Source organism: Vallitalea sediminicola (assembly GCF_054408565.1).
The window spans coordinates 22,042-37,928 of sequence record NZ_BTPT01000007.1; the positions used below are offsets into that span (position 1 = coordinate 22,042).

A 15,887-nucleotide genomic window follows, 5' to 3' on the forward strand; every position below is an offset into this window, starting at 1 on the left:
ATATATGATTTTCTCTGTATTTACCACTCTTAAGCCAGTTAAAAGATGTGACTTTAGCCTATAAAATCTATACTGCTCGTTATCAATTAGAGTAATAATTAAATAAATCCTTTCCAGAAAGTTAAATAATAGATTTTGTCTACAATCTGAAACCAAGAATTAATAAGTAGTTCTTGGTTTAACTTTTTTAACATGTATTAATGAGACTTTTTAAAATATGATTGAAAGATCGAGCGTAAATAGTATAGGGGAATATGGAGCAGTGAGCCATGGACGGCGAACTCAGCAATTTAAACATGGACGTTTAATTTGCTGACGGAATATTCCCCTATACTATTGGAGCGACAGTTAGCTACAACATTATCTATTTAGCAATTATTAGGAATTCACAGAAATAATAAAAAAAGACCTTGACATTTAGCTTTTTATTCTATATAGTTAAGAACTAATAAAACAATTTTATGAACTTAACTACGAAATTATTAAATATAAATAAAGGATAAGAAGTGATATTATGATAGATTTAATGAAAAACCTAAACTCAAATTCATATTATTTTTACTTTTTTAGCTGGGGCTTTTACTTTTTTAGCGCTAGTTATTTTGCATTAAAAAAATTGAATGAGTTTAAAAGAATATATCATAAGAAGCTAATAACGAATTTTTAAAACGTTGAAATTTAGAGAAGCTCTTAGGAGCTTCTTTTTTTTATATATTGAATAATAATACTATGCGCAGAGTATTTATTTGAATTAATTACAATCATGTTTTATAAAATAGAAATGGAGGAAAAATAAATGGTAATAGTTATGAAAGCAAAAACACCAAGAGTAAAGATTGATAGATTGATTAAGAAATTAGAAGATTTAGGAATGGGTGTTCATGAAACAATTGGACAGAATTACAGTATCTTAGGATTGATAGGTGATACAAGTAAATTAAATAAAGAGCAAATAGAAGTGTATGAAGAAGTTGAAAAAGTAATGAGGGTACAACATCCTTTCAAATTAGCAAGTAGATTATTCCATCCAGAAGATTCAGTTATTACGGTTGGGAATACAAAAGTAGGTGGAGATAATCTAACTATAATAGCAGGTCCTTGCTCAGTTGAAACTAAAGAACAAATGATAGAGGTTGCTAGAGATGTTAAAAGAGCAGGAGCTACTTTACTTCGTGGAGGGGCATACAAACCTAGAAGTTCACCATATAGTTTCCAAGGTCTTGGAGAAGAAGGATTAAAATTATTACAACAAGCAAAAGAAGAAACAGGTCTACCTATTGTAACAGAAGCAATTTGTTTAGATACAATAGATGTAGTTGCCAAATATGCCGATTTGATTCAAATAGGAGCAAGAAATATGCAGAATTTCGCACTTCTTAAAAAAGCAGGTAAAATAGGAAAACCTGTATTATTAAAAAGAGGTTTGAGTGCTACTATTGAAGAATGGTTAATGGCTGCTGAATATATCATGTCAGAAGGAAATGAAGATATAATTTTATGTGAAAGAGGTATACGTACTTTTGAAACATATACTAGAAATACTCTTGACCTAAGTGCTATACCTGTTATAAAAGAAATAAGTCATTTACCTATTATCGTTGATCCAAGTCATGCAACTGGTAAGTGGAAAATGGTAAGTCCTTTATCAAAAGGGGCTGTAGCAGTTGGAGCAGATGGTCTTATGATAGAAGTACACAATAATCCAGAGTGTGCCTTATGTGATGGAGCGCAATCATTAAAACCTTCTAAATTCAAGGAACTCATGGATGAATTAAAATTAAAGTAAGTACTACATTTTTAATTCAGCTGAGACAAAAATGTTATGATTTGGTAATCTATTAATTGGAAAAGTATGCTATAATTATGTTACCTTTATAAATTGAACTTATTGAAATTGTGTTTAGATATTTAAGTTCAATATATAAATGGATATGATACTAAATTAGAGGCGGAAAATAATTATTACGCATGATAAAAGACATTAAGGGGGATAATAGTGAAAAAGAAAATAGTAATAATGTTAGTAAGTATTCTGGTAACATTGAATATGATAGCTATTCCTGCAGTAGCAGCTACTGATAGTCAAAACTATGCAGGTGACCAGTTACATACACTTGGACTTTTGAAAGGTTATACCGATGGAACACTTGGATTAGACAATAATATTAAAAGATCAGAGGTTACAGCTCTTTTGGTAAGAGCATTAGGTTATAGTGACAAAGAAGTTTCAGGTGAAGGTAAAAAATTTAGTGATGTTGAATCTGATTATTGGGCAGTTCCTGATATACAAAAGGCTTATAAATTAAAGTTGATTGTAGGAGATACTGGAGGAACATTCAGACCACTTGATAATATAAGTTATGCAGAAGTGGTAACCATATTAGTTAATGCATTGGGCAAGAATGCTGATCTTGAGGGAGAATGGCCAACCAATTATATTGATAGAGCAAAAGAAATAGGTATCATCTCTGGTGAGAACAATGGAGATATAAGAAGAAAAGTCACTAGAGGAGAAGTAAGTGTTTTAATATGGGATACCATATTGGTTAATCTTAATAGATAAAGAAATAAAATAGACTCTGTTAAGCTTACTGACGTCATTTTGACATCAGTAACAAATGTAAAGAGTCTATTTTTTTATATTAGAAATTATACCATTAAAGTGATTGTCAGGTTTCATGTTAAGCTCTTATTTCATTATAAAACATATTATTCAATTGTTTTTTTGTATATTCTTTTAATTGTTACAAAAAATAGTTTGAATTTAATGACATATTTTTCCAATAATTTTTTTATATTAATGTTAAAATACTTAAGAGGGATAAGTGTATATTAGATTTTATATTGGACAAAATAAATAAAAGCAATATAAAAAGTATAATCACTAATATAATTGAATAAGGAGTTGTTTTAGTATGCGTAATGTTACATCTGATGTACTTGTTGCATATGCTTCCAAACATGGAAGTACTGAAAAAATAGCACACTGGATTGGAAAAGAGATTAGAGGAAATGTAGATGTACTGAATGTAAATAACGTCAATAGTCTTAATTATGATTATATTATATTAGGAACACCTATATATGAGCATGAACCTCTTCCAGAAATGAGTAATTTTATCAATAGAAATAAAGAACAATTAGAGAGCAAGAAAAAATCTGTCTTTGTAGTTTCTTCTGATAATGAAGTCAGGTCCAAAAGGGAAATGAATATTGAAGCGTTCACAAATATTATTCCCGGTGATATTAATCAAACTGCAGTATTTGCAGGAGAAATTGATAATAGTGAGTTGAGTTCTAATGAGTTAGAGAGCGTAAACAGTTATATGAATTCTATTTCTAAGCCCACTGGTAGTTATAGTAAATTAAATGAGAAAAAATGTAGAGAATATGGTAAATCACTTAATAGGTTTATTTAGCGTATAGCTTAATTATTATTTGAATTTGTAAGCCTATATGTACATAGTAATCTATGTATGTATAGACTTATTTACCTTATATGTATTTTTTAATGGTCAATAGATAAAAAGTACAACTAATACATTCTAAATATTTACTAATATATCATTTTTGTACAAAAGAAAAAATAAATTATAATAAGGGCTAGAATTTGTATAGAGGGAGGATGCTCTAATGGAAGAACTTAAGAGTAATAAGAAAAAAAGAAAATGGTTAATAGTAACGGTAATTGTCATAATAGTAGTTATTGTTGCTTTAGCATGCTATTTTTTTATAAGATATAAAAATATGGAAAAAGTTGTAGAAAGAGATGTCATCTACGAAGGAATCAGTATAGAGGGAATAGATATTGGGGGACTTACCAAAGGGGAAGCATTAGTTAAAATGAAAGAGATTATTGATGAAAAAATATTTGATAAAGAAATAAAGATATCTTATGAAGATAAAATATATACTAAACCATATAATTATTTTGAGTTCAAATCCAATTATCAACAAATAGTAGATAAAGCTTATGATTTATTTAAAACAGGTAAATTAAAAGAAAGATATAACAAGATTATTAAATTAAATGAAGATAAAATTGATTATAGTGTAGAAAACGTATATAATGAAGAGAAAATAAAAGAATTTATCAGTTCTATCAAAAATGACTTTAATGTAGAGCCAAAAAATGCTATAATACATAGAAAAAATAGTAAATTTATTATAGATGAAGAAATTAATGGCTTAAAATTGAATGTTGATACCAATGTAGCTAATCTAAAAAATACAATTGATAATTTTAAACAAGAATTGGATCTTGTTGTTGAAGAAACAAAGCCGAAATACACCAAAGAATATTATAGCAACATAAAAGATGTAATAGGTGAATATAGTACTTCACACAATAATAATGAAGCAAGGACTCAAAATCTGAGAATAGCATGTAATAAGATAAATGGAACTATTTTGTATCCTGGTCAAGATTTTGCTACCCACGTAGCAATAAGTCCTATAAGCTCAAAGAATGGGTATAAAGAAGCCCCAATAATTATTTCTGGTCAAGTTAAAGATGGACTTGGTGGAGGTATTTGCCAAGTTGCTACTACTCTGTATAATGCTGTTTTAATGGCTGAACTAAAAGTAATTGAAAGACAGAATCATTCAATGCCAGTATCCTATATAGAAAAAGGTAAAGATGCCACTATGTCAGGTAGTCATGTGGATTTTGTTTTCGAGAATAGTAGTAATTATCCAATCTTTATTGAGAGTTATGTTCAGGGCGGTAAACTCTGTATGAGATTATTTGGAAAAGATGAGAGAAATAATAGTAGAAAAATCAAATTTCAAGCAGAAATCATTCAAAAATTATCTCCTCCAAAAACTACTTATATAACTGATAGTTCTTTGGCGTCTGGTAAAAAGGTTACAAAAAGAAAAGCAATAAATGGTTATAAAGTTAAATTATATAAGCTCATTTATGTAAATGACAAATTAACTGATAAACAATTAGTAAATACCAGCTATTATAGACCTGTTGGTGCTATAATAAGAGTAGGAAAGAAAGATGTAGCCGAGGCAAGTGAATCTGTTGATACTATGGAAGCTACGAATACATTAGAGGAAGAAGAAACAGTAGAGACGATAAATACTATAGATAATACTGAAGAAATTTCTGAAGAACTTACTGAAGAAATTAAAAAAGACACCATGGAGGAAACTCCTGACAGTATTATAGATGATGACATAGATGATGATGAATTACAGGAAAACCTAGAAGATGACATAGATGCTAATGAGACTGTTCCTATTCAAGAAGATTCAGAAAACCTAGAAGATATGGAAAAAAATGAAGAAGATACAGATGAAGGAGTCGATAAAGATGAAGCTGGGAAAAGTACCGGAGACAGTACTTAAGAGATCTATATTTAAACAACTTAGTACACGCAGAGATGAAGTTATTGTTAGACCTAATGTTGGTGAAGATTGCTCAGCAATAAAATTTGGCAAAGATGAAGTATGTGTTGTATCTACTGATCCTATAACTGGTGCAGTTAAAGATATTGGATCATTGGCTGTTAATATAACAGCTAATGATTTAGCTTCTAGTGGTGCTGAGCCTGTAGGTATCCTACTTACATTACTTCTTCCAGAAGGTTTTATGGAAGAAGAATTGAAAAAGATTATGAAAGATGTAAATAAACAGTGTAAACTATTAAATATTGAGGTAATGGGTGGTCATACAGAAGTAACTAATGCAGTAAATAAGCCTATTATCTCAGTAACTGGAATTGGTAAAGCACTAGAAAATAAACTGGTTCTAACAGGAAAAGCAGAAGTTGGACAAGATGTTATCATTACAAAATGGGCAGGGCTTGAAGGTACTGCCATTATTACTAAAGATAATGAAGAAAAGTTAAGAGAACATTTTAATTCTGACCTTATTGATAATGCAATGAAGCTAGGTGATTACATATCTGTTGTAGACGAGGCTAAAATAGCAGTAGATCATGGAGCCACCTCCATGCATGATGTGACAGAGGGTGGTGTCTTTGGAGCTTTATGGGAAGTCGCCGCTTGTTCTAAGGTAGGTCTTGAAGTTAAACTTGAAGATATTCCTATTAAACAAGAAACGATTGAAATATGCGAATATTATAACATTAATCCATATAAATTAATTTCTAGTGGATGTATGATTATTACTACATATAATGGTGAAGTGCTGGTAGAAAAATTAGAAAAGGCAGGAATTGCTGGTTCGGTAATAGGTAAAATAGTAAAAGGAAAAGATAAAATAGTTATTCAATCTGATACAAGAAGAGCGTTAACGCCACCAAAAGCTGATGAATTATATAAAGTTATTAATTAACTTATTTATAAATATAAAATTAACTGGAGGGACTATATATGAGACAAGAGATTTTAGGTATATTAGAACAGAATTGTAAGGTAACAGTTGATGATCTGGCCACAATATTAGATAATCCCAAAGATGATATTGCGAGAGAGTTGACTGAATTAGAAAAAGAACAGATTATATGTGGTTACCATACTATTATTAACTGGGATAAAACAAATATTCATAAGGTAACAGCATTAATTGAAGTTAAAGTAACACCTCAAAGAGGACAGGGATTTGATAAGATAGCTGAAAGGATATATAGATTCAAAGAAGTGACAGCTGTCTATCTTATGTCAGGCGGTTTTGATTTAACAGTAATAATCGAAGGAAAAACAATGAAAGAAGTAGCGTTATTTGTTGGACAAAAATTAGCACCTCTTGAAGCAGTTCTAAGTACAGGGACTCATTTTGTGCTTAAGAAGTACAAAGATCATGGTATTATATTAGAAGAAAATAAAAAAGATGAAAGAATGGCGGTGACACCATAATGTTAGAGGATAAACTATCAAAAAGAGTAAAAGTTATTCCACCATCTGGTATTAGAAAATTTTTCGATGTAGTATCTGAAATGGAAGGTGCTATTTCATTAGGTGTAGGGGAACCTGATTTTGACACTCCTTGGAATATTAGAGAAGAAGGAATTTATTCTTTAGAAAAAGGAAAAACATTTTATACATCTAATTCAGGTATGTTAGAACTTAGAGATGAAATATGTAAATATCTAAAGAGAAGATTTAGCCTAGATTATAATTATAAGACAGAGACTTTGGTTACAGTTGGAGGTAGTGAAGGAATAGACCTTGCATTTCGGGCATTGATTAACCCTGGTGATGAAGTATTAATACCAGAACCTTGCTTCGTATCATATAAGCCATGTGCTTATCTAGCAGGGGCAACTCCTGTTACTATACCTTTGAAAGAGGAAAATGAGTTTAGATTGACACCAGAAGAAGTTGAAGAATATGTAACAGATAAGACTAAGATATTGGTTCTATCATTTCCTAATAATCCAACAGGTGCTATTATGGATAAGGAAGATCTTCAAAAAATAGCTGAAGTAGCTATAAAGCATGATTTAATTGTTTTATCAGATGAAATCTATGCAGAACTTACATATGGTGAAAAACATGTTTCCATAGCATCTCTTGAGGGTATGAAAGAAAGAACAATAGTTATTAATGGCTTTTCAAAAGCATACTCTATGACGGGCTGGAGAATGGGGTATGCGGTTGGTCCTGAGGAAGTAATAGGCTCTATGACCAAAATACATCAATATGGAATTATGTGTGCACCTACTACTAGTCAATATGCAGCTATTGAAGCTGTAAAGAATAGTGATTCGGATGTAGAAGAAATGCGAAAAGCATATAATGGAAGAAGAAAAGTTATGATTGAAGGATTCAGAAGTATGGGGCTTGATTGTTTTGAACCATTAGGAGCTTTTTATCTTTTCCCTTCTATTAAAAGAACAGGTTTGACATCAGAGGAATTCGCGAATAAGTTACTTAAGGAAGAAAAGGTTGCTGTAGTACCAGGCACAGCATTTGGCGACAGTGGTGAAGGATTCATTAGATGTTCTTATGCTTATAGCATTAATGATCTAAAATTAGCTATTAGTAGAATTGGAAAATTCGTAGATAGGTTAATTAAGTAAAATTATAAAAAGAAGGGATTGTTTCACATAAATCCCTTCTTTTTAATATTATTCGTTATCTTTTTTGCAATCTACACAAACTCCATAAAAAAATACTTTTTCATACATAATTTCAAAATCTGTATCTTCTTCAACATATTTTTTTAGGTTTTCTAATTTTTCAGTATCTAGGTCAAAAACTTTATGACATTTTAGGCATATCATGTGAGGATGAGCTTTGATATTAGCATCATATCTAAAACTGTCTTCTCCTACATTAAATTCTTGAACTAATTCTGATTTTTTTAGAGTGTCTAGCGTTTTGTATACAGTAGCTAAACTCATTGTTGGATGTGTTTCTTGTAAGCATTTATAAATATGTTCTGCACTAGGGTGCTCCTTGCTGTCATATAATATTTTGAATATAGCGATTCGTTGAGGAGTAACTTTTAACTTGTGTGCCTTTAATAGCTCAGCTATATGTTGCATACCACAATCTCCTTTCAATAATAATTATCATCTAGTAACTATTATACTATACTTAAAAAGTTTGTCAAGTTTAACAAAGATATTCAAATAGTTACAATACTTATTCTGATAGGCTAGAGTTGCTTTTTCTATAATTTCCAGGAGACATACCTATATTTTTCTTGAAATCGTTACAAAAATAATATTCACTATTAAAACCAACTTCTTTGGCTATGGTTGACATATCTTTATCAGTACATTTTAATAGATATGCAGCTTTTTTAAGTCTAACCTTCTTAATATATTGATTTACTGTTTCACTAACTGAATTTTTGAATAGTCTAGAAAGATGGCTATAGCTTACATGGACAGAATTAGCTACATCATTAACGTTGATATCTTGATAATAGTTATCTTCAATAAATTGAATGGTATTGATAACAATATTATTATCAATTGAATTATCAACTTCTATACTGGATTTTAAATTAGAAAAATCTCTGTCATGTAATTTCATCAACTTAAGAATGATTTGAAAAAAAGATAGTTGTAGTTCTAATTCGGTACAACCTTCTTTCCCTAGTTTTAACAGATTAAGTACGCTATTCAATATAGTACCATCATCTATTAATGGTTCTGAATTAGTGTAATATATGGATTCAATTATTTTTTTGGATTTTATTAGATTCAATTGTTCGTTATTGAAGGCATTGTTGGTCATAATTTCCCAGCGCATAGAAAATCCAGTATGTCCAATTCCATCTTCTTGACAATGAGAATGTAATACTCCAGGTGCTAAGGTATAGAACTGACCTGGAGTTATTTTACGTTTTATTCCGTTAGAAGTAGTAAAAACATAATTATCTGTTATATAATGAAATTCAAAGAAAGAATGTCTATGTTTGCTCACATTCCAATCAGGATCAGTATCCATATAATGAATACCTAGTATTTTAAGTAAAATGTTGTTGACTAATATATCCTTATAACATATCTTATTTAATAGCATGAAATCATCTTCATAATCGGATAAATTAATTTTTATATTTTCTCTCATAAAGTTATAGCCTTTCTATTAAATATTTATTATATGTTACCTTTACAGTATACCAAATATAAATATTCAATTCAAATAAACTATAACTTGAGGTATTCCACTTTTATATAAATTTACTATTATCTAAATATCTGATTCCATGTTTCAAATACTTGTTTCACATTATCTGGTTTAGCTCCAGGTCCGAATTCGCATTGAGCTATACATCCGCCATTATCCCATAATTTGTTTTTAACTAATATGACTGCGTCTTTAATTTCTTCTAAACTTCCATAGGGCAATAGATTTTGTCTATCGATTTCACCCCAGAAAGTTATTTTACCTTTGAACTTAACTAGTTCTTCCATTGGCATACAGAATAATTGTGAATTAATAGCATCAAGACCTAATTCGATTAAATGTGGATAAATATCTATTATATAGCCATCTGAGTGCATAAATATTTTTTTGCCATGACTATGGGCTATATCTATATAGTCTTTATACATTGGTTTGAAAAATTCTTCCCATAGACTAGGATTTATTAAAAGACTTTTTTGTGAGCCCCAATCATCCATGAAAGATAGTCCATCAACATCAGTTTTAGCCCATTCATTTAATAATTCGCAGTAGAACTCGTGCATTTCTTTCATGAAATCAAGTAGTCCTTGTGGTCTTAACATCAAGTCAATGAAAAGATTCTCAGTACCTCTAATAAACTGTAGTTGTTCAAAGGGTCTAGGACAACAGCTGGCAAAAACGAATTTATCACTTTTTTTACAATATTCATTAATTTTATTTTTATCTATGGTTAACCATTCTCTTGGAATATGAATATTGTTGACATCTTTCCATTCTTCATCTTGTATTAATGGCTCTTTAACTTCACCTATAATGCCTTTTTGATAATTTAAGAATTTACATCCCCATGCATCGGTGGATTCTCCCACATCTGTTGGATCACCTTTTGAGATATCTTTTTCTGAATAATAACCTGGTGCTCCGTCAAAATCATCAGGATAATCCTTATTTAATTTAGCTAATTCATCAGGGTAATGGTTGTTAGCCCAAGGTAATACCCATTTTTGTCTAGGTGCTCTATCTGGATTATTGAAACTAAGTGTTTTGTATACTAATTCTCTTGAATTCATAGATTAATCCTCCCTATTGGTTTGAGTTGAATTAAGTATATCAATATAGATACTAGCTTATTTAAGAAATCATATTATTTTTTTATAAAAAAATGCTTTATTTATATTTAACTTTTATATATTCAATTAAATTATGTACTATTATATATTTTAATGGGTAATAATAAATATTGATAAATACAAGTCTACAATTAAAGAGTAAGAGTATATAAGGTTGAACAAATATACGTAATATGGTACAATATTTTCTATTGGAATATTTATTCAGATTTAGTATTTTTGATATTTCTAACAGATGTATGGACTAGAATTGAAAGGATGAATAGCATATGTCAGTAATAAATGTAGAATATATTAATCCATTTATCGGAGCAGCCCAAAAGATTTTACGAGATGTATGTCAATTAGAAACTAAATTACAAAAGCCCTACTTGAAAGATGCAAAATATGAAGGCGATTTGTTAGCTGTAATCATAGGTGTGACAGGTAAGATAAAAGGACAAGTCATACTAACTCTTAATATTGATACTGCATGTAATATAGCTTCTAAAATGATGATGGGAATGCCGGTTGAAGAATTGAATAATATGGCAAAAAGTGCTATTAGTGAATTAGCAAATATGATACTAGGTAATGCAGCTACAGCGTTATCTCAAAAAGGATTAACGGTTGATATTACTCCACCATCAATATGTTTAGGCAAAGATATGAATATTATGGTCAATCATTCTAAGAATATATGTGTACCATTAAAGTTTTATGATGATAGTCTTTTCGAAGTAAATATATCAATAGTGGAAGAATAGAATAAGGTGAATTTAAATGAACATATTATTACATGAACCAGAAATACCATATAACACTGGTAACATTGGAAGAACTTGTGTTGCTTCAGGTACTGCTTTACACTTAATTAAACCCTTAGGTTTTTTTATTGATGAAAAATCAGTTAAAAGAGCAGGGTTGGATTATTGGGATAAATTAGAGTTGTATCTATACGAAGATTTTGATGATTTCATTAGAAAGAATCCCAATGCAACTATTTATATGGCAACGACTAAAGCAAAAAAAACATATGCAGAAGTTACATATGAAAAAGACAGTTTTATTATGTTCGGTAAAGAAAGTGCAGGAATACCAGAAGACATTCTAGTTAAGTATCCAGATACAAGTATTAGAATACCAATGGAACCTGATATTAGATCTTTGAATTTATCAAATGCAGTTGCTATAGTATTATATGAATCTTTACGTCAACAGAATTTTGCACATATGCAAATAGAAGGTCAATTAAGAAACTATGAATGGTGAAAAAATCTCCTTCCTGAATTAACAGGTAGGAGATTTTTTTATGTGTTGCTATTATATTATTGTTAATGTAATGTTCTTAAACAGATCCTTGAGCATGCATTGCTTGAGCTACTTTTAAGAAACCAGCTATGTTAGAACCTACTACGTAGTTTCCATCACTGCCATACTCTTTTGCAGCACTGCTAATACGAACAAAGATATTTTTCATGATATCTTTTAATTTCTCATCTACTTCTTCAAATGTCCATGATAAACGCATACTGTTTTGAGACATTTCAAGTGCTGAAACAGCTACACCACCAGCGTTAGCGGCTTTTGCTGGAGCAAACATAACGTTGTTATCAATATATACATCAATTGCTTCTGGAGTTGATGGCATATTAGCACCTTCTCCAACAGCTTTACAACCATTTGCTACTAAGAATTTAGCGGATTCTTCATCTATTTCATTTTGAGTTGCACATGGTAATGCAATATCACATTTGATAGTCCAGATACCTTTGCAACCTTCATAGTATTTTGCTTCTGGATGGTCTTTAATATATTCTTTAATACGTTTTCTTTCAACTTCCTTGAGCTTTTTAACAGCATCTAAATCAATTCCGTTAGGATCATGGATATATCCGTTTGAATCACTGAGAGCAACAACTTTTGCTCCTAATTCTATAGCTTTTTCAGTAGCATAGATAGCTACATTACCTGATCCAGAAATAACAACTGTTTTATCTTTCATTGAATCAGTATTGTGTTTTAGGATTTCTTCCATAAGATAGATTAATCCATATCCAGTTGCTTCTTTTCGTGTTAAACTACCACCATAAGGTAAGCCTTTTCCAGTTAGAACACCTTCATTAAGACCTTTAATTCTTTTGTATTGTCCATATAGATATCCAATTTCGCGTGCTCCAACACCAATATCTCCAGCTGGTACATCTGTATATGCTCCTATGTATTTTGAAAGCTCTGTCATAAAACTTTGACAAAATCTTAGGATTTCATTGTTTGATTTTCCCTTAGGGTCGAAGTCACTTCCACCTTTACCACCACCAATTGGTAGTCCAGTCAATGAATTTTTAAATATTTGTTCAAAACCTAGGAATTTAATAATACTAGCATTTACACTTGGATGGAATCTAAGACCACCTTTGTAAGGTCCGATTGCACTATTAAATTGTACTCTGAATCCACGATTGACTTGAGTATTACCTTTATCATCAATCCATGGGACTCTAAAAATGATGAATCTTTCAGGTTCGATAATACTGTTTACTACACTTTCGTATTCAGGGTATTTACCTAACACTGGATCGATAGAAGAAAGAACCTCTTCAACTGCTTGCAAAAATTCTGGTTCGTTTTGATTTCTTTTTTTTACTGTTTCAAAAATGTGTTCAGTGTTCTTTAATTTCATGATATCACTCCTTAATGTATAAATATGCAATAAAATATGAATGTGGAATATATAAAAATTGCATAGTTTTTATATTCAATAAAAAAATTATATCATAAAATTCACTAGTTTAATAGGGGTTTGTGTAACTTTAGTAAAATTTTTATATTATATTTAATTGGTTAATTAGGTAATATGATGCAAGTTAGTAATAATATTGCATCATTAATAATTATTTTGCATAGATGTATAAATATTACACAAAAGTACCTGGGTAGATTATTATTTTTGTATATTATATACTAAATACATATGTACATATAGGAAGGAATAAAATTAATAAATTAGAATATATTTTTTGAAATAAATAAGATATAGTTATGATTGTATTGATACACAAACATAACCATATCTTCATAGATAGGTGTAATGCATATAAAATGAAAAGTGGATTTTTATATATTTATTATTTCATCAATAAATACTTTTCTTTTTTCTCTAGAACTTTTTATGGCAGCCATGACCATAGCAAGACTTTTAATATTGTCTTTGCAATCTGTTTGAGATGGAAGGCCTTTTTTAAGTGAATCAATCATATCATTAATACATCCAGCATGACCTTCTTGTGAGTTAGCATTATTACTAATAATATTTCTTTCATATTCTGATGGAAACATGTTTTGCCTATCTGATTGTTTTTCATGCCAGGGAGCACTTTTGCCATCCCATCTAGCTGCACCAGCGCTTCCCATAGCACGCCAATCACATTCCCAGCTTGTAAGATTTCCCTTAGAACACCAGGAACCATTATAAGAGAAAACAACATTATCAGTCATTTCAAAAATACAAACCGCACTTGCATTACCTTTATACCAAGAGCCTGAAGGATTGAATTCATGGCAATATACAGAAATTGGGTCACAGCCTGAGATGAATCTAGCCTGATCAAAAGTATGTATTGCCATATCTAATATGAGAGGGCTATCCATGATGTCTCTAAAACCTCCGAAATGTGCTTCTATATAAAAGGAAGCTCCTAAAAAACCTAATTCACCTATCATTTGTTTTTCTATAATAGATTGAAAGTTGCGGATATCTTTTAGAAATCTCCTGTTCTGCATAACAGAATAGGATTTGTTTAATGTATCAGCTGTTTTAATCATATCTATAGCATTTTCCATAGTATCTGCCAATGGTTTTTCGCCAAAAACATTACATCCTGATTTTAGTGAGGTAGTAACTATTTTATGGTGAATCTCAGGTATTGTATTATCAATTACAACATCAGGTGTTGTATCAGCTATAGCTTTTTCAAAATCAGTATAAGTATCACAGGTTAGATGGAAATCATTTTTTTTATTAATCGCATTATTTTTATCTAAATCAACTAAACCTACTATTTCAATATCATCTCTAGCTGATAAGGTGGTAAGCCAATTGTTACTTATTCCACCACAACCAACTTGAAGGACTCTTAGCTTAGTATTCATTTTTTGCCTCCTATTATCTGTTTTTCCAACCAATTGGATTTTCGATATAATTTCCACCACGGCATTGTTTTAAGTAGTTTAGTGAATGAACCTGACCAGTTAATTCAAGTTTACCACTATATACTGGATCATGATAACCTTCTATATCAATACTTCCAGTATAGTTATTCATTCTTAAGATAGAAATTATATCTGTCCAATTGCTGTTACCAAAGCCTGGAGTTCTATGCCATGCAAATTGTTTGTATCCACCAATACCATATTTTTTAATGATGTTCCAATCTATGGTTGCATCTTTTCCATGGACATTGAATATCTTACCTACCCATTTCTTTAACTGAGGTATAGGGTCTATAAGTTGGACCATTTGATGACATGGTTCCCACTGCAAGCCAAGATTATCCTCTGGAAGAGCATTGAACATTAGTTCCCATGCAGCTGGATTATGGGCTATATTCCAATTGCCTTTTTCCCAGTTTCCACCCATAGTACAATTTTCAAAAGCGATTTTTACTCCGTTTGATGCGGCTCTTTTAGAGAGTTCGCCAAAGACTTGCTGGAATTTTTTGATTGAATCATCAATACTTTTATCAATTATTCTCCCAGTGAAGCCAGTTACTAGATTTGTACCAAAAAGTGAAGCATTATCAATAAGTGTTTCCCAAGATTTCACTGCATCTGAGAATTCTGTGCTGTCAGAAAGGGGATTAGTGAATATGGATAAACTTGAAATTGTAATTCCCTTTGGAGCTAGATAATCTGTTAATCTCTTAGCTAATTCTTTAATATCAGTTTTACCAATAGTTTTCCAAAATGTTATAGAAAATGTTTCGAAACCATAGTCGGCTATATCAGGTATAATTGATATGGCTTCATCAGCGCTTATTAATGTACCTATTTTAATTTGTTCCATATTTTATCACTCCTATAATTGAGATTTTAACAATATTTATTGAGCTAGTATTAATACTATGATAATATTATATTATATTGAAAAGAAACCAACTAGCCATATTATTGACTAATAGTAATACTATATTGACATTACTAATTATAAAGTAGTGG

The 15,887-nt window shown here is 30.4% G+C and carries 15 protein-coding genes; 9 read left to right on the forward strand and 6 right to left on the reverse strand.

The genetic code is table 11. The features are described 5' to 3' along the window. The first annotated feature begins 796 nt into the window (after positions 1–796). The 7 genes from aroF to ACX6CF_RS02745 all read left to right on the forward strand — a co-directional run bounded on the left by aroF (position 797) and on the right by ACX6CF_RS02745 (position 7,997). Complete coding sequence (gene aroF / locus ACX6CF_RS02715) at positions 797–1,786, forward strand: 3-deoxy-7-phosphoheptulonate synthase (protein WP_458783756.1); 990 nt, start codon at positions 797–799, stop codon at positions 1,784–1,786. A gap of 210 nt (positions 1,787–1,996) precedes the next feature. Further along, complete coding sequence (locus ACX6CF_RS02720) at positions 1,997–2,563, forward strand: S-layer homology domain-containing protein (protein WP_458783757.1); 567 nt, start codon at positions 1,997–1,999, stop codon at positions 2,561–2,563. A 352-nt stretch (positions 2,564–2,915) separates the two neighbouring features. Continuing rightward, positions 2,916–3,419, forward strand: a complete 504-nt coding sequence (locus ACX6CF_RS02725; protein ID WP_458783758.1) for a flavodoxin domain-containing protein — start codon at positions 2,916–2,918, stop codon at positions 3,417–3,419. Between the two features lie 214 nt (positions 3,420–3,633). After that, entirely contained in the window at positions 3,634–5,358 is a 1,725-nt protein-coding gene (locus ACX6CF_RS02730) for a VanW family protein (protein WP_458783759.1), read from the forward strand. After that, positions 5,324–6,310, forward strand: coding sequence for an AIR synthase family protein (locus ACX6CF_RS02735; RefSeq protein ID WP_458783760.1), 987 nt, complete (start codon positions 5,324–5,326; stop codon positions 6,308–6,310). Before ACX6CF_RS02730 ends, ACX6CF_RS02735 begins: the two co-directional genes overlap by 35 nt. A gap of 38 nt (positions 6,311–6,348) precedes the next feature. Continuing rightward, a complete protein-coding gene (locus tag ACX6CF_RS02740) occupies positions 6,349–6,831 on the forward strand; it encodes an Lrp/AsnC family transcriptional regulator (protein WP_458783761.1) in 483 nt (160 codons plus the stop codon). Next, positions 6,831–7,997, forward strand: a complete 1,167-nt coding sequence (locus ACX6CF_RS02745; RefSeq protein ID WP_458783762.1) for an aminotransferase class I/II-fold pyridoxal phosphate-dependent enzyme — start codon at positions 6,831–6,833, stop codon at positions 7,995–7,997. The genes ACX6CF_RS02740 and ACX6CF_RS02745 overlap by 1 nt, the downstream gene beginning before the upstream one ends. A 48-nt stretch (positions 7,998–8,045) precedes the next feature. Here ACX6CF_RS02745 and perR read toward each other — a convergent pair whose 3' ends face one another. The 3 genes from perR to ACX6CF_RS02760 all read right to left on the reverse strand — a co-directional run bounded on the left by perR (position 8,046) and on the right by ACX6CF_RS02760 (position 10,631). Beyond that, complete coding sequence (gene perR / locus ACX6CF_RS02750; RefSeq protein ID WP_458783763.1) at positions 8,046–8,465, reverse strand: transcriptional regulator PerR; 420 nt, start codon at positions 8,463–8,465, stop codon at positions 8,046–8,048. A gap of 100 nt (positions 8,466–8,565) precedes the next feature. After that, positions 8,566–9,501 (reverse strand): helix-turn-helix domain-containing protein, encoded by a 936-nt coding sequence (locus ACX6CF_RS02755; protein ID WP_458783764.1) that lies wholly within the window; start codon positions 9,499–9,501, stop codon positions 8,566–8,568. 119 nt (positions 9,502–9,620) lie between these two features. After that, a complete protein-coding gene (locus ACX6CF_RS02760; protein WP_458783765.1) occupies positions 9,621–10,631 on the reverse strand; it encodes a uroporphyrinogen decarboxylase family protein in 1,011 nt (336 codons plus the stop codon). A 329-nt stretch (positions 10,632–10,960) separates the two neighbouring features. Between ACX6CF_RS02760 and ACX6CF_RS02765 the strand changes: the two genes are divergently transcribed. Together ACX6CF_RS02765 and ACX6CF_RS02770 are read left to right on the forward strand one after the other, a co-directional pair. Continuing rightward, positions 10,961–11,437, forward strand: a complete 477-nt coding sequence (locus tag ACX6CF_RS02765) for a chemotaxis protein CheX (protein WP_458783766.1) — start codon at positions 10,961–10,963, stop codon at positions 11,435–11,437. A 16-nt stretch (positions 11,438–11,453) separates the two neighbouring features. Continuing rightward, on the forward strand, positions 11,454–11,942 hold the full coding sequence (locus ACX6CF_RS02770) for a tRNA (cytidine(34)-2'-O)-methyltransferase (RefSeq protein ID WP_458783767.1): 489 nt from the start codon (positions 11,454–11,456) through the stop codon (positions 11,940–11,942). A 76-nt stretch (positions 11,943–12,018) separates the two neighbouring features. Here the strand turns inward: ACX6CF_RS02770 and gdhA are convergent, their stop codons facing one another. The 3 genes from gdhA to ACX6CF_RS02785 all read right to left on the reverse strand — a co-directional run bounded on the left by gdhA (position 12,019) and on the right by ACX6CF_RS02785 (position 15,735). Beyond that, positions 12,019–13,353 carry an NADP-specific glutamate dehydrogenase gene (gene gdhA, locus ACX6CF_RS02775; RefSeq protein ID WP_458783768.1) on the reverse strand — a complete coding sequence of 445 codons (1,335 nt, stop codon included), beginning with the start codon at positions 13,351–13,353 and terminating at the stop codon, positions 12,019–12,021. Positions 13,354–13,787: 434 nt separating this feature from the next. After that, positions 13,788–14,822 carry a Gfo/Idh/MocA family protein gene (locus ACX6CF_RS02780; RefSeq protein ID WP_458783769.1) on the reverse strand — a complete coding sequence of 345 codons (1,035 nt, stop codon included), beginning with the start codon at positions 14,820–14,822 and terminating at the stop codon, positions 13,788–13,790. A gap of 13 nt (positions 14,823–14,835) precedes the next feature. Beyond that, positions 14,836–15,735 (reverse strand): sugar phosphate isomerase/epimerase family protein, encoded by a 900-nt coding sequence (locus tag ACX6CF_RS02785; RefSeq protein WP_458783770.1) that lies wholly within the window; start codon positions 15,733–15,735, stop codon positions 14,836–14,838. Between the last annotated feature and the right edge of the window lie 152 nt (positions 15,736–15,887).

What these genes read in the sequence shown, in the direction of transcription:
- ACX6CF_RS02755 (WP_458783764.1), bottom strand. Translation starts at nt 9,501, where the DNA reads ATGAGAGAAAATATAAAAATTAATTTATCCGATTATGAAGATGATTTC.
- ACX6CF_RS02765 (WP_458783766.1), top strand. Translation starts at nt 10,961, where the DNA reads ATGTCAGTAATAAATGTAGAATATATTAATCCATTTATCGGAGCAGCC.
- ACX6CF_RS02735 (WP_458783760.1), top strand. Translation starts at nt 5,324, where the DNA reads ATGAAGCTGGGAAAAGTACCGGAGACAGTACTTAAGAGATCTATATTT.
- ACX6CF_RS02740 (WP_458783761.1), top strand. Translation starts at nt 6,349, where the DNA reads ATGAGACAAGAGATTTTAGGTATATTAGAACAGAATTGTAAGGTAACA.
- gdhA (WP_458783768.1), bottom strand. Translation starts at nt 13,353, where the DNA reads ATGAAATTAAAGAACACTGAACACATTTTTGAAACAGTAAAAAAAAGA.
- ACX6CF_RS02780 (WP_458783769.1), bottom strand. Translation starts at nt 14,822, where the DNA reads ATGAATACTAAGCTAAGAGTCCTTCAAGTTGGTTGTGGTGGAATAAGT.
- perR (WP_458783763.1), bottom strand. Translation starts at nt 8,465, where the DNA reads ATGCAACATATAGCTGAGCTATTAAAGGCACACAAGTTAAAAGTTACT.
- ACX6CF_RS02785 (WP_458783770.1), bottom strand. Translation starts at nt 15,735, where the DNA reads ATGGAACAAATTAAAATAGGTACATTAATAAGCGCTGATGAAGCCATA.
- ACX6CF_RS02770 (WP_458783767.1), top strand. Translation starts at nt 11,454, where the DNA reads ATGAACATATTATTACATGAACCAGAAATACCATATAACACTGGTAAC.
- ACX6CF_RS02730 (WP_458783759.1), top strand. Translation starts at nt 3,634, where the DNA reads ATGGAAGAACTTAAGAGTAATAAGAAAAAAAGAAAATGGTTAATAGTA.
- ACX6CF_RS02725 (WP_458783758.1), top strand. Translation starts at nt 2,916, where the DNA reads ATGCGTAATGTTACATCTGATGTACTTGTTGCATATGCTTCCAAACAT.
- ACX6CF_RS02760 (WP_458783765.1), bottom strand. Translation starts at nt 10,631, where the DNA reads ATGAATTCAAGAGAATTAGTATACAAAACACTTAGTTTCAATAATCCA.
- ACX6CF_RS02745 (WP_458783762.1), top strand. Translation starts at nt 6,831, where the DNA reads ATGTTAGAGGATAAACTATCAAAAAGAGTAAAAGTTATTCCACCATCT.
- aroF (WP_458783756.1), top strand. Translation starts at nt 797, where the DNA reads ATGGTAATAGTTATGAAAGCAAAAACACCAAGAGTAAAGATTGATAGA.